This is a genomic window from Acinetobacter sp. YH12027, from assembly GCF_013420085.1.
GTDB classification, from domain to species: Bacteria; Pseudomonadota; Gammaproteobacteria; order Pseudomonadales; family Moraxellaceae; genus Acinetobacter; species Acinetobacter amyesii.
The window spans coordinates 1-13,313 of record NZ_VOYW01000018.1; the positions used below are offsets into that span (position 1 = coordinate 1).

Annotated in this window: 9 protein-coding genes and 6 pseudogenes; 9 read left to right on the forward strand and 6 right to left on the reverse strand. The window is 37.7% G+C overall.

Annotated features, from left to right (window positions below; translation table 11 throughout):
- The 5 genes and pseudogenes from FTT94_RS08220 to FTT94_RS08240 all read left to right on the forward strand — a co-directional run.
- Positions 1-224 (forward strand): annotated as a pseudogene (locus FTT94_RS08220) (IS5/IS1182 family transposase); the annotation flags it as partial.
- Positions 225-263: 39 nt separating this feature from the next.
- Positions 264-560, forward strand: coding sequence for a DUF4123 domain-containing protein (locus tag FTT94_RS08225; RefSeq protein ID WP_373685334.1), 297 nt, complete (start codon positions 264-266; stop codon positions 558-560).
- Position 561: 1 nt separating this feature from the next.
- Positions 562-987, forward strand: coding sequence for a hypothetical protein (locus FTT94_RS08230; protein WP_180116212.1), 426 nt, complete (start codon positions 562-564; stop codon positions 985-987).
- Positions 978-1,538 carry a hypothetical protein gene (locus tag FTT94_RS08235; RefSeq protein WP_257230146.1) on the forward strand — a complete coding sequence of 187 codons (561 nt, stop codon included), beginning with the start codon at positions 978-980 and terminating at the stop codon, positions 1,536-1,538. The genes FTT94_RS08230 and FTT94_RS08235 overlap by 10 nt, the downstream gene beginning before the upstream one ends.
- Positions 1,539-1,690: 152 nt before the next feature.
- Entirely contained in the window at positions 1,691-2,194 is a 504-nt protein-coding gene (locus FTT94_RS08240) for a hypothetical protein (RefSeq protein ID WP_180109898.1), read from the forward strand.
- A 419-nt stretch (positions 2,195-2,613) separates the two neighbouring features.
- On the opposite strand, the gene FTT94_RS08245 is transcribed toward FTT94_RS08240, so the two are convergent.
- Positions 2,614-2,892 carry an antitoxin Xre-like helix-turn-helix domain-containing protein gene (locus FTT94_RS08245; protein ID WP_180170589.1) on the reverse strand — a complete coding sequence of 93 codons (279 nt, stop codon included), beginning with the start codon at positions 2,890-2,892 and terminating at the stop codon, positions 2,614-2,616.
- Between the two features lie 225 nt (positions 2,893-3,117).
- Complete coding sequence (locus tag FTT94_RS08250) at positions 3,118-3,375, reverse strand: helix-turn-helix domain-containing protein (RefSeq protein ID WP_120368469.1); 258 nt, start codon at positions 3,373-3,375, stop codon at positions 3,118-3,120.
- Between the two features lie 143 nt (positions 3,376-3,518).
- Between FTT94_RS08250 and FTT94_RS08255 the strand changes: the two genes are divergently transcribed.
- Positions 3,519-4,055: a hypothetical protein gene (locus tag FTT94_RS08255; RefSeq protein ID WP_180166167.1), complete on the forward strand. Its 537-nt coding sequence runs from the start codon at positions 3,519-3,521 to the stop codon at positions 4,053-4,055.
- A gap of 108 nt (positions 4,056-4,163) precedes the next feature.
- Here FTT94_RS08255 and FTT94_RS08260 read toward each other — a convergent pair.
- Both FTT94_RS08260 and FTT94_RS08265 read right to left on the reverse strand, forming a co-directional pair.
- A pseudogene (locus FTT94_RS08260) lies at positions 4,164-4,298 on the reverse strand (IS3 family transposase); the annotation flags it as partial.
- Between the two features lie 119 nt (positions 4,299-4,417).
- A pseudogene (locus tag FTT94_RS08265) lies at positions 4,418-5,508 on the reverse strand (IS4-like element ISAba33 family transposase).
- 383 nt (positions 5,509-5,891) lie between these two features.
- Here FTT94_RS08265 and FTT94_RS08270 point away from each other — a divergent pair.
- Entirely contained in the window at positions 5,892-7,511 is a 1,620-nt protein-coding gene (locus FTT94_RS08270) for an oleate hydratase (protein ID WP_180164537.1), read from the forward strand.
- Positions 7,512-7,931: 420 nt separating this feature from the next.
- On the opposite strand, the pseudogene FTT94_RS08275 reads toward FTT94_RS08270, so the two are convergent.
- A pseudogene (locus FTT94_RS08275) lies at positions 7,932-8,075 on the reverse strand (IS4 family transposase); the annotation flags it as partial.
- Positions 8,076-8,087: 12 nt separating this feature from the next.
- Here FTT94_RS08275 and FTT94_RS08280 point away from each other — a divergent pair.
- Positions 8,088-9,437, forward strand: a pseudogene (locus FTT94_RS08280) (fructose-specific PTS transporter subunit EIIC); the annotation flags it as partial.
- Positions 9,438-9,466: 29 nt separating this feature from the next.
- On the opposite strand, the pseudogene FTT94_RS08285 reads toward FTT94_RS08280, so the two are convergent.
- Positions 9,467-9,703, reverse strand: a pseudogene (locus FTT94_RS08285) (hypothetical protein); the annotation flags it as partial.
- A 247-nt stretch (positions 9,704-9,950) separates the two neighbouring features.
- Here FTT94_RS08285 and FTT94_RS08290 point away from each other — a divergent pair.
- Positions 9,951-13,298, forward strand: a complete 3,348-nt coding sequence (locus tag FTT94_RS08290) for a DEAD/DEAH box helicase (RefSeq protein ID WP_180170590.1) — start codon at positions 9,951-9,953, stop codon at positions 13,296-13,298.
- Positions 13,299-13,313: the final 15 nt, after the last annotated feature.

Consider the following 13,313-nt stretch of genomic DNA (forward strand, 5'->3'; position numbering starts at 1 on the left):
AATTACTTCGAACAGTTAAACGTTTAGGCAGGACATTATGGAAAAAATGGTCCGGCTATCATTGCCGAAGTTTGGTCGAAACTAAGATGCATTGCATCAAATTATTGGGGGATAAACTCAGTGCAAGGAGTTTTGATAGCCAAGTGAATGAAATTCATGCACGTGTAGCAGTCCTCAACAGATTTACGGAATTAGGTCGACCACTTACCCAAGTTACGCCTTAAATTTGGCTCAATTAGGGGGGCTTTGTATTTCAAATCTTTGTGCAACAAAGCCGTGAGTTATTACAAAAAAAACTTGTTGTTGGTGAAACAATAGGGATGTTTTCAATTATTGAAACTTCTTTATCTAAACAACAACTAATTCAACATTTACAGCCTTTTTTACAGGCAGAGCTACCTAGTGAGGAGCTAGCTTTATTTAGATTTTATGATCCAGCAATTATTAAAATACTTAACAAAATGTTAGATGATGAAAGTTATATGGTTTTATTAAAACCAATTAGTAATTGGTGGTATCAAGAATTCGATAGTACTTTGCATAATATAGTGAGTCTTTGATATGACAATAAAGTTTACTCAAGAGCAGATTGATATATTTTCAAATAGCCGTGAAGAAGATTTAGCTCTATGGAATTGGAATAGATTGAAAATGAAATTTCCTTTTTTTTCTGAAAAATATTTTAATAATGATGAAAAAAGAGGTGTTGATTTTTTATTTATTGCACAGGGGCGTGTAAAGAAATATTTAAATGGAATGGAAGAAGATGCTGACTATAATAAGTGGTGTGCGGTATATGGAGAAATTTGTTTTATTTTAAATAAGAACAATATAGATGATGATAATTGGAATAGAGGTATTTTAGAAGAAAAATTATGGCCTCCGTATTTAAGAATTGATGTTTTAGCAGGAATTGTAGAAAGTTGCTTAAATAATTCTGAATCTCAAAAATTTTATGCTGCTTTGGAGAAAGAAACATGGCAGTAGCAGCAGATATTGGTAGTCTAGGTGGATGGGGAACAGCCATAGAAAAAGCGGGTGAAGCTGCTAGAGTTGGAGCGAGAACTAATCCGGTTGGTGCAGTATTGATCGGTATATTAACTCCATCTACATTGGGTGATAGTACTATTACAGGTGCTTTAAATAGTGCATTAGAAACAGCAGAGGAACAAATACAAAGAGAGAAAGGAAATATTTCTGATTATCAAAAAGCACTAGCATTACAAAATATTAAAGATGAAAGAGATAAGTTAAATAGAACTTGTAATCCTAATAATTCTAATTGTAATAAACAAAAGCATAATGGTCGAATTCAAGCACAAAATGGTGCAAAAACAAACCAGATGATTGTTACAGCAACTGAGGCTAATTCAGCATGGGTAGATTTACCTGCTCCACCTTCGTTAACTTTATGTAAATTATATGCAAAATCAGTTCGGGTACAAATGATAGGTTTAAAAGGTCATAGTCCGGATAAGAAAAAAGGGCAGAAAGTTGATTATGAGAAAGGGGGGCGACAACGGCATATAATAATTTAGTTTCTTGGATGACAAAAAATACTCCAGGTGGGGTAGGTGTTAGTAAATGGAGTTTTAGTTTTGATGGAACTCATAAGCAAGATCGAGTTATGGGTGATTCAAGGCGAATTGATATTGATATCAGAACAGGATTAATTCTAAAGAGTGCTTAAATGAAATATAAAACAGAAGAAATAATTAGTTTTTTTAAAAAACATCCAAAGTATCCTTTTAATAATTATTATGTTAATTATGATGAATATTGTGCTGCTAGATTAATGATCTTAAATATTGTGAAAGCTTATATTCCTAAAGATGAAATAAATAATTGGGAATTTTCATCAGATTATTATGATGCAAGACGGAATGATCCAGATGCTTTTTATTCTCTATTATCATGTGTGAATCATAATAAAGAACAGGTATTTTTCTTTGCGATAGTTGATGATCGAGAAGAATCTTCAGATTATAAGGACATCGTGATTAATGTTGAAAGAGATGATTCATATGGTGATAAATGGAGAGATAATTCACCTATGGATGATTGGTATAGTATATTTCAAATTACCTTAAATCTTAAAAAAATAATAGATTATGCGAAACTTGATCAGTTACTTAATTTATATTTTAAGAAAAAATTAAATTTTAATGAGCTTTATATACTGCAAACTGATTAAAACTTGTTCGTAAATCATTTTTTATTCACTATTAACTCCAGCAGTTAAATTGAATCTTAGCCCTAGTTTTTTATCTTGGTTAGATCGGAAATAATTTTATCACTAGCCTATAGGTAAACGATAAAAAAGCGATTATTTAACTATATTTTAATAGCCAAATGATCGCTTTATCACTGTACTCTCTATTGAAAGTCTTTAACATAAAATCTCTTATACGAAATTCATTCAATTGTAAGCCCAAAATTGAAATGACCGCTTTTAGAATACTTATCTTGAGAAAGGATGTTTCTTATATCTTGCACTTGAATAATTAGATCGGGCCATAACTCAAGTTTATAAGTAATGAAGCCTTGCATATATTATGGTTTAGCTTGGAGGCCTTCTACAAATTGTAAAACAATCTCAAGCTCAGAAATATTCTAGATTTGATCCAATGGAATGCCTTTTGTTATTTTATTTGGAGATTTCATAAAGTGTTGCATCATTGATATATCTCCACCTATAAGAGAATCTAGAGCAACTGTTATACGTATAAGTTTTAGAGCAATTTCTTTTTGTAATAATGAAAGTTTGCTGCAATCTATATTGGTTCTTGATAAATCTATACCAAGAATCATGGCAAGCTGATCATATGTTAGCCCCATTTTTTTGGCTGTTGCTAAAACAGCTTTAGCTAAGACCTTTTCGCTATTAGTCATTTGTTCGATTATCCGTATTACAAAGCGCTCTTTAGGTTCTACTACATAATTCGTACTGACGGTAGTGAAAAATTTTGAGCGTGGTATTTGTAATTGAATTGCAAATCTCCATTTTTTAATTTGTTTAAAAAGAATATATGATTAGGTTGGGAGAGTGCAGGGGGTGTTAAGAATTATAGGATTAACGGCAAGTTATAGGGGGTCATATAAAAAAATGAAATAATTTTAGCTTTTATTTTTTAATAAAATGAGTTGGCTGACAATTTCATTCGCATCTAATTCTAAAGCTTCACAATAATGAATAAATTCAAAAATATCTAATTTTCGATCACCTGTTTCCACTTTCCCAACAAATGAATAAATGATGCCTAAACGCTCTGCCAGCGCCCTTTGGGAAAGTCCGAGTTCATTTCTCTTTTGAATGAAAAGCTTACGCAGCCAAACATACTCATCTGAGTGAATTGATAAAGTAATATTATTCATTGCACCTATAATAGGTGCGTGTTAGGATGCACCTGTTTTGGGTGCAAACTTCACTAATACATTAATAATATGTAATTTTTATCCTTAATACAGATAATTTTATTTAAGGAAATAAATTCATATATCAAAAAAAGAGGGCTGAAATGGGGAAATTTAATAAAGGGAAACAGGGCGTTAAAAATTTACTGTTGCTATCTAGTATGACTTTGGCACTTCATGTAAGTGGTAATGCTTATGCAGGCATAGCACCTGAAGTAAAGCCTAGTAAAAACAAGACAAGTAGTCTGAAAAAAATGGTTTCTAAGAAATGTTTAGATAATTTAATTATTAGTGATGATGGAAATATGAGTCTTCCTTCAGGATGTAATTTTTCATTTAGTGAACTATATGCTCATGATCAGTTTTTCAGGGATAGAGTTATTAAGGCATTTAAAGCGTCTCCATTTGATGGACGTTTCTTTGATATAGAATCTCCTGCTGAGATCACTGAGCCGCCAGGAGATAATGATGATAGTTGGTCTGTTTTACTTGAAACAGTATCCAACGAAAAGGACATAAGAGCACAAGTTTTTGCTGTTCCAAATATCAATGAACTCACTGTAATTATAACGGACAGAGGGATTGGCAATAAAAAATGTAGTTATGGTGTATATGGAGATATTCAGGAAAGAAATGAATGAACCGTACCGGGTTTGTCGGAGACTTTTTTATTTAAGTTAGGCCACCTGACCTAACGGGTTAATCTTATAATCGTACATTGCTTCAAGCTCAAAAGACGATACATAACTCAGCGCATCAAGCACCATATCTGTATTCTTACGTGTTGATACTTTCCAGCCAACAATTGCACATGAAAAAACATCAATAATAAATGTGGTTTAGACCCAATCTGAATGAGTTTTAATATATGTGAAGTCAGCGACCTGAGATACCGTCTTGGTAGTCAATCAGGTTTTGAGATTATTCGGCTAATAAATAATCTCTTTGATAGGCAGTCTGATGTTTTAAAACGCTATAACACAGACTCTGTACACGACAAATTTCATAGGATCCTTGTCCTATCAGGCTTTTTCTTTCTTAAAATTGCTAGCACTTTCTTAAATTCTTCTTTTTTTCCAAAACCAATCAAACGTAGAATAGCCATTTGAACATAGTCCAAACCGTAGCGAAATAAACTTACTGAAAGTCGTCCATGCTTCTTTATTTTTATCGCTTTTTTCCGATCATGTTGCCATTCACCTGTTAAATAGCACCAACAGAAACCGATAGCTAGCACTGCTATCAATTTCTTGACTCGTCTAGGGTCTGTTAAACGAGTATTTTCAAGATTGAATCCACGTCCTTTGAGACAACTAAATAACGTTTCGATTTCCCAGCGTAATGCATAATCACGAATAGCAGAAGCATTAAACATAGGAGAAACAACAAGTAAAAGTTCTCCATCTTCTAATCGTAGCGCACTAATATACAGTTTCACTCGACCAACCCAAATACGTCGTTTACGACATTCAGTTTGACCAACTTGAAGATGACGAAATAAATCACTAATTTTATGATTCTTGGCTAAGTGATTGGTCACAATAAAGTTTTTTTAACACGTATACAGAAGTTAATGTCATTTTCAATTAACCATGTAAACCATTTCTCACCGATAAATTCTCTGTCTGCAAACACATTCACAATACGATCTTTACCAAAAATGGAGATAAAGCGTTGAATCAAAGCAATACGCTCTTTTGTATCTGAATTTCCACGTTTATTGAGCAATGTCCAAACAATAGGTATCGCTATTCCACGATAGACGATGGCTAACATCAAGATATTAATATCTCGTTTTCCCCATTTCCAATTAGTTCTATCCAAAGTTAATTGGACTTTATCGAATGAAAATATATTGAAAATTAACTGAGAAATTTGACGATAATCGAAATACTGATCTGCAAAGAAGCGTTGTATACGTCGATAAAATGATTGTGGTAATCACTTGATGGGTAAGGCTTTAGATGCAGAAGAAAGATTACATGTCTGTTTTACAATTAATGCAAGCATAATCAGTGTAAAACATTTTGCATGTGACTTGTTCCACTTTAGATATTTGTTTAAGATGAGATGTAACTCATTGAAATGTGTCATCATATTCGTCGTCAGAAAACAAGTATTATGCCATTATTTCAATGAGTTATCTTTTTTTGTCGTGTACAAAGATATTTTTTAATGATAAATAAAAAGCCTATTTTTAAAGAAATTTAGCATACGGCATAGTGAAAACAACAATAGAGCAATTACTCAACAATAAACATTAACATCAATTATTTAGATCATATTCAATTTTAATAAAAAGACAAATGTGTATTAAAAATAGCCATCATACGTCTATTTTTGATTACAAAATATAATGAGGGGATTGCTTCCCATTTCATACATTTTTCATATATAAAAAGACATACTATTTTTAAGGTTTTTCTAAACCAATTTTTTTACTTCATAATTTTTAACATCATAATTAAAGGTGAACCATGCAAAATAAGAAGCGCACCCCATTAGACGCGCAACAGTCCCATCTTTGGATTATTGGTGGTGGTATCGCAGGTATGGCTGCTGCTGCATTTGCAATCCGTGATGCCAAAGTCCCTGCCAAAAATATCCATATTTTAGAAGAACTCGATATTTCAGGTGGTTCGATGGATGGTGGACATACACCGCATGCCGCGCAAGCTTGGGTAACACGTGGTGGGCGAATGCTGACCGATGAAACTTATTTGTGCCTATGGGACTTATTTTCCAGTATTCCATCTTTGGAAAATCCAGACATTTCGGTGCGTGAAGAATGTCGTGAGTTTAATGAAAAAGTGAAAACCCACGCCAATGCACGGTTGATTGATGCCGAACATGTCATTGCGGATGCAGCAAAGCTTGGTCTGAATACGCTACATCGTGCACAGATGCTGCGCCTATTAGCTTCAAAAGAAGAAAAAATTGGCAGTCGCCGCATTGATGAGTTTTTTGATGAAACCTTTTTTGAAACCAATTTCTGGCGCATGTGGCGCACGACTTTCGCTTTTCAAAAATGGCACAGTGCAGCAGAGTTAAGACGCTATTTCTTGCGTTTTATTCAAGAATTGCCACGCATTCATACCTTAGCGGGTGTGAAACGTACCAAGTACAACCAATATGACTCGATGATTCTGCCCCTACAGCGTTGGTTAGTCGCACAAGGCGTCGATGTGCGTTTTGGACACTATGTCACAGATGCAGACTTCATTACCAATGCTGAAACTCAAGAACGCTACGCTTCACGCCTATATGTACAATTGCCTGAAGGCTCAGAGCAAATTAATCTGAAAGCCAATGATTTAGCTATTTTCACTTTAGGCTCTATTACAGCAGACTCACGTTATGGCGGTAATCATGACGTGCCTGCTCTTATTCGTCATCGAGAAGATCATGGCTGGACGCTTTGGGAAACGCTGGCACAAAAAGCCCCAGACTTTGGCCGTCCAATGACTTTTTATGGCAATGTCGATGAACATAAGTGGGAGTCTTTCACTCTGACCATGAAAGATGACGTGCTACTTAAACGTATTATTGACTATACAGACAATGAACCAGGCACAGGCGCACTCATGACTTGGTATGAGTCGGGTTGGCATTTATCCATCGTGGTTCCTGCACAGCCACACTTTGCCGACTTACCTGAAGGTTTATATACCTTATGGGGCTACGGTTTCCAAATTGACCATATAGGCGATTACATCAAAAAACCAATGTCCGAAGCCACGGGGCAAGAAATCCTAACAGAACTGATTAAACAGCTCGGTTTTGACGACATTTTAGATCATGTTTTGGCAACGACTGATGTTACTACCGCCATGATGCCATACGCCTCTGCCCTATTCGCCTGCCGTAAACCGGGGGATCGTCCACAGGTAATTCCACAAGGCTCACAAAACTTTGCTTTCCTTGGACAGTTTGTGGAAATTGAAGATGACGTGGTCTTTACTGTGGAATATTCAGTTCGTGGGGCGATGCTTGCCATTTATGAATTTTTTGGGGTGGAACGTGAAATCCCTGAAATTTACAACGGTCTACTTGATCCCAAAGTGGGTTTAAAAGCTTTAGAAACAGTGTTCCACTAAGTTTTTAATATATAGCGATAAGAGCACCTTTATGTCGCCACTATTACATAGTTTAATTTAAGCAACGTTTGGATACACGAGTGTGGCAGGGATGCCACACGTTATCCATCATAATAGGGATGTTATGTATGGGTAACAAAGGCTTTTGCTTTCTTTTGGCTTATCAAAAGTAAGGGTATTGCCTACACAAACACCTTTTATACTTTATTGAAAGTTGAGGCCGTGTACGCACCTAATTTTAAATTGGATAAAAAGAAAAATTAGATAAAACTTTATACCTCATTCGTAAATAAATTGACTAATCAACATAGGAAAAACATCTCCACGTTTTAAATAATACTCCGAAACTGACTAAGTGCTTTTCTATCTTTTTCTCATGATTTTAGATTTCATAAAAATTACCTCTGTACACGACAAATTTCATAGGATCCTTGCCCTATCAGGCTTTTTCTTTCTTAAAATTGCTAGCACTTTCTTAAATTCTTCTTTTTTTCCAAAACCAATCAAACGTAGAATAGCCATTTGAACATAGTCCAAACCGTAGCGAAATAAACTTACTGAAATGTAGGGGTTACACGGTTTGTCGCCATTACAGCATGTCCAACTGGTGTTGCGCATACGTTTATGGCGGCCGAAGCCTTACAACAAGGTGCAGTAAAGCACGGTTATCAGATTGATGTTGAAACCCAAGGATCGGTTGGGGCTAAAAATATTTTATCGGCAGAAAGTATTGCCAAAGCAGATGTGGTGATCTTAGCAACGGATATTGAGGTCAATACAGATCGCTTTGTAGGCAAACGTGTATATCGCTGCAGTACAGGATTTGCCCTTAAGCAAACGGATAAGACTTTTGCAAATGCAATTGCTGAGGCCAAAGTGCTTGAAACGGGTAAGCAAATAGCCACTAAGACAGGAAATGAAAACAAAGAAAAAACAGGAATTTATAAACACCTTTTAACAGGGGTGTCTTTCATGCTGCCGATGGTGGTGGCGGGCGGTTTGATCATTGCCATCTCGTTTATGTTTGGCCTCAATCCTGTTGAAGGAAGCTTTGCCGCATCCTTAAAGCAAATAGGTGCTGCAGCATTTACTCTTATGGTACCTATGCTGGCAGGTTACATTGCTTATTCTATTGCGGATCGTCCGGGTTTAACTCCAGGTTTGATTGGCGGTTTACTTGCCACACAATTAGAGGCAGGCTTTCTCGGTGGATTAGTTGCAGGTTTTATTGCAGGTTATATTGCGTTATTTTTATCGAAACAGCTTAAACTCCCGAGTAGCCTAGAAGCATTAAAACCAATATTGATTATTCCACTATTGGCCAGTTTAGCTGTTGGTTTAATCATGATTTATGTGGTTGGACAGCCTGTTGCACAATTGTTTGAATTACTCACACACTTCCTTGCCAATATGGGGACGACCAATGCCATGATCATGGGGGTTATCCTTGGGAGTATGATGTGTATTGATGTTGGGGGCCCAATAAACAAAGCGGCTTATGCCTTTACGGTGGGCTTACTTACGTCACAAACATACGGACCGATGGCGATTACCATGGCTGCGGGTATGGTACCGCCATTGGGTATGGCAATTGCAACTTTTCTAGCAAAGCATAAATTTGCCAAACCTGAGCAAGATGCAGGGAAGGCTGCTGTAGTTCTGGGCCTATGTTTCATTTCGGAAGGGGCTATTCCGTTTGCTGCCAAAGACCCGATTCGAGTGCTTCCATGTGCGATCGCAGGTGGTGCTGTAACTGGGGCTTTGGTTGCATTATTTAAATGTGAACTAGTCACTCCTCATGGCGGTGTAATGGTACTGATCATTCCGAATGCGATGAATTATCCATTAAAATATTTATTGGCGATTGCGATTGGAAGTGTGGTGACTGGTGTAGCTTATGCCGTAATAAAACAACGGTTAGAATAAGCCCTTCATAGAAGCTTTGTGAAAGCTATTTAGTGCAATAAATGAATATTATGCTCAATCCTATTTTGGATCAGTTGGAGAGTCTCTGCTTGAATTTGTCCAGGTAATAGGTCATGAGCGATATTGCTGAATCAGATTGTAACCTTACAAATCGAGCCAATAATTTCATCAACTTCTTGGACACAAAGTTCCGCTTCCTGAGTACCAAGTTTCACAAGAGCTTGTCGAGGAATATTCAGTGCCTCACCCATGATATCCATTTGATGTGGAGGAAAGTTCTAAACCTTTACTGATCGCTTCTGCACTGTATTCAAAGGCGATTAATGGCCGACCTGTGATTGCGGTTGAGGAGACCAATGTACCCCAAAGCCAATATTCACCCCATCCATTGTAGTAAACATTAAGTTTTTGAGCATGGATTTATTTCCTTTTGATACGTTGGCGAGCAGTACTGTTCTGAAATGACAGCTTTGTCCGTTATAATTGTATAAACATTTTTGGTTTCTGGTAATTATGTCCTCATTGATCAATTTTCTATCTCGCTTTAGTACAGCAACTCTTCAGCGCAGTCTGAGCTATGCTAAACACATTGATAGGGAAACGATTGAGTTCTTTGAGGAAAAAGACGGGGTTACGATGTATGCCCAAATTGAAGGGACAGATTATTACGATACTGCAATTACCTATAATCCACAAAAAGACCGTTTAATCGATGACGACTGCACTTGTCCGGTTGGATATAACTGTAAACATGCTGCTGCTTTAGCACGGTTATTCTTTCAGGAATATCGCCAGGAATTTCAGCAGCGTTATGCTGACTCTCAATCCCCGCAGGGAATCGCAAAACGCCAACGGGAGGATGATCAGGCGCAGCGCTGGTTGAATGATTTTAAACGGTATTTACAACAGACTGAACCAGAGCAATCTGTCAAAACAAACAATTATTTAATTTACCTGCTAGATCAGTCTGTCAGCTTAAAGAAATTGACAGTTGATGTGCAGAAAGCCAGACGCAATAAAAATGGCTCAATTGCAGGGGAAAGTTATTATACCCAATATGAAAATATCACCAGAAAGCATCTGACTTTACCTGAACAAAAACGACAATTATTTAACCAGATTTATTATTACGCCAAAATAAACAGCGACGAGCGCTTTTATCAGAGCAATCTTGATATCTCCGGAATTTTATTGGAGCATTTCAAATCTTTTATTCAAAGTGGCGATGTGTACTGGCAAAAAAAGAGCCATACTGCACTTCAATGGTCAGAACAAGGCTATCACATCGAACTGATCTGGCAACAAGGTGTAAACAAACAGACAGAGCATTTAAACATTGAATTGGTCAATGGTGATATTCGACTCGATTTGAAATCAAATCCACATATTCAGATTCTCGCGAGCCATCCACCATGTTATGTGGATATTCAACAGAATACGGTGGGCCAGTTATATGGTGAATATACGGCAAATCTTCTGTACCATTTTTTACAGATGCCTGATCTTCCATCTACGCTCTTGCCAGAGTTTGAGCAGCTTAGCCATCAATATTCAGACGTGAAAAATCTGCCTCAGCCCGAGTCTATTCAGCATATTGAGGTTCTTGAGGGTAGTCCCCAGCCCATTTTACGCTTTGGTGTTGTAGATAAACTTCATTGGAAATGGGAAGAGTCTGTTTGTGCCGAAATTGAATTCTCCTATGCAGGCGGGCGAATAAAAGCAGGTACATCAGGTGACAGTTTTATTGGTGAGCAGCATGGCAAAATGGTGCGACAGCTTCGGGACTTAGTTCAGGAACAACAGTCAATCCAGCGTTTACAGCTATTGGTCGAATCACTGAAGTGGGTAAAAGATCTTAATTATTACCAGCAATTAAAACTGGATAAACAACGTCTTGATTCTATGGTTTTTGCGTTCTATGGAGACTGGATCAAACAGCTGATGCCCATCAATCAAATTGAATTGATTGGATGGCAGATAGAGCATCTGGAACACAGCCCATTTAAGCTGCAATATGTTGAAAATTTAAATATTTCCATCACTGAATCTGAAAGCCAACAAGACTGGTTCAATATCGGGGCGACCGTTCAGGACAGTGCAGGCAATAGCTATGATTTACTCGATGCACTTGTGGCTTTGGTGAAAGAACAGCCTGATTTACTTGATCCACGGATTTTTGGTCATCTGAATGACAGTCAAATTTTCACCGTGAAAACTGCAGTTGATCAACCTGATTTGGCGCTATCCGCTAGGGATATTAAGCCGGTATTATTGCATCTGCAGAGCATTTTACAGCAAGAAGAGCGCAGTATTGATCGCTATGATGCGAGTCAATTATTAGAATTGCAGCATAATCTTGGGATGACATGGCAGGTCAGTGATCGCCTGCAGAAATTTGTACATAAATTCAAACAAGGCTATCAGCAACAACTGCCAACACCACAAGGTTTTCAGGGGGAGTTGCGTCTATACCAGCAGCAGGGCTTAGGCTGGTTACAGTTTTTAAGGGAAACCCAGCATGGCGGGATTCTGGCAGATGATATGGGTTTGGGTAAAACAGCACAAACTTTAGCCCACTTACTCATGGAAAAGCAGGCTGGTCATTTGCAGGACAGACCCGCCTTAATTGTTGCACCCACATCGCTGATGCATAACTGGTTCAAAGAAGCGGAAAAATTTACCCCTGAGCTCAAGGTACTGCTGCTACAAGGCCCCGACCGCCATCAGTATTTTGAGCAGATTTCACACTATGACATTGTGTTAACCACCTACCCGCTCTTGGCGAGAGATGAAGAGCAACTAAAGCAATATGAATATCATCAACTCATTCTGGATGAAGCGCAGAATATTAAAAATCCGCGTGCCAAAGCTGCACAGGTAGTACGGCAATTAACAGCGCGACATCGTCTATGTCTAACCGGTACACCTATGGAAAATCATTTGGGTGAGCTGTGGGCACTATTTTATTTTCTAATGCCAGGATTTTTATATTCACAAGAAATCTTTAATAAAAAGTACCGCTATCCTATTGAAAAACGCGGTGATCAGCAGTTAAGGCAAAAGTTGGTAAACCGCATTAAACCCTTTATTTTACGTCGCTTGAAAACTGACGTTGCCAAGGAATTGCCTGAAAAAACCACGATTGAAGTCAATATTGACATGAATGAGCAGCAATCCAAGCTATACGAGGCTGTTCGCGCCACGATGCAGGCAAATATTCAGAAAATTGTGGCAGAAAAAGGCTTTAAGCGTAGTCAAATCCAAATTTTAGATGCCTTGCTGAAGCTGCGTCAGGTCTGTTGTCATCCTAGCTTGCTGAAACTGGATTCAGTTAAAACCGGGCAGGCGTATTCTGCCAAACTTGAACAGTTGATGGATATGGTTGTTCCAATGGTGGAAGAGGGACGAAAAATTCTTATTTTCTCTCAGTTTACCTCAATGTTGGAACTGATTGAACAACAGCTCTATCACGCAGAAATTGGCTATGTGAAGCTGACTGGAAAGACCAAAAAGCGAGATGAAGTCATTACAGCATTTCAGTCTGGACAAGTGCCGGTATTTTTAATCAGTCTGAAAGCAGGAGGGGTCGGTCTGAATCTAACTGCCGCAGATACGGTCATTCACTATGATCCATGGTGGAACCCTGCTGCTGAAGATCAAGCTTCAGATCGTGCATGGCGGATTGGACAGGACAAGCCGGTATTTGTGTATAAGCTGATTACCAATAAAAGCATAGAAGAAAAAATTATTGCCTTGCAGCAGAATAAAGCAGAACTGGCACAGTCTATTCTAAGCACAGATCATGAGGGAGAAGCGAAACTGACGGAAAATGACGTGATGAACTTGTTTGAGAAATTTTAGTTTGGTTTCAGGTTA

Bases quoted from the DNA above. Each gene is read 5' to 3' on its own strand.
- FTT94_RS08230 (WP_180116212.1), top strand. From the start codon at position 562: ATGACAATAAAGTTTACTCAAGAGCAGATTGATATATTTTCAAATAGC.
- FTT94_RS08235 (WP_257230146.1), top strand. From the start codon at position 978: ATGGCAGTAGCAGCAGATATTGGTAGTCTAGGTGGATGGGGAACAGCC.
- FTT94_RS08240 (WP_180109898.1), top strand. From the start codon at position 1,691: ATGAAATATAAAACAGAAGAAATAATTAGTTTTTTTAAAAAACATCCA.
- FTT94_RS08245 (WP_180170589.1), bottom strand. From the start codon at position 2,892: ATGACTAATAGCGAAAAGGTCTTAGCTAAAGCTGTTTTAGCAACAGCC.
- FTT94_RS08250 (WP_120368469.1), bottom strand. From the start codon at position 3,375: ATGAATAATATTACTTTATCAATTCACTCAGATGAGTATGTTTGGCTG.
- FTT94_RS08255 (WP_180166167.1), top strand. From the start codon at position 3,519: ATGGGGAAATTTAATAAAGGGAAACAGGGCGTTAAAAATTTACTGTTG.
- FTT94_RS08270 (WP_180164537.1), top strand. From the start codon at position 5,892: ATGCAAAATAAGAAGCGCACCCCATTAGACGCGCAACAGTCCCATCTT.
- FTT94_RS08290 (WP_180170590.1), top strand. From the start codon at position 9,951: ATGTCCTCATTGATCAATTTTCTATCTCGCTTTAGTACAGCAACTCTT.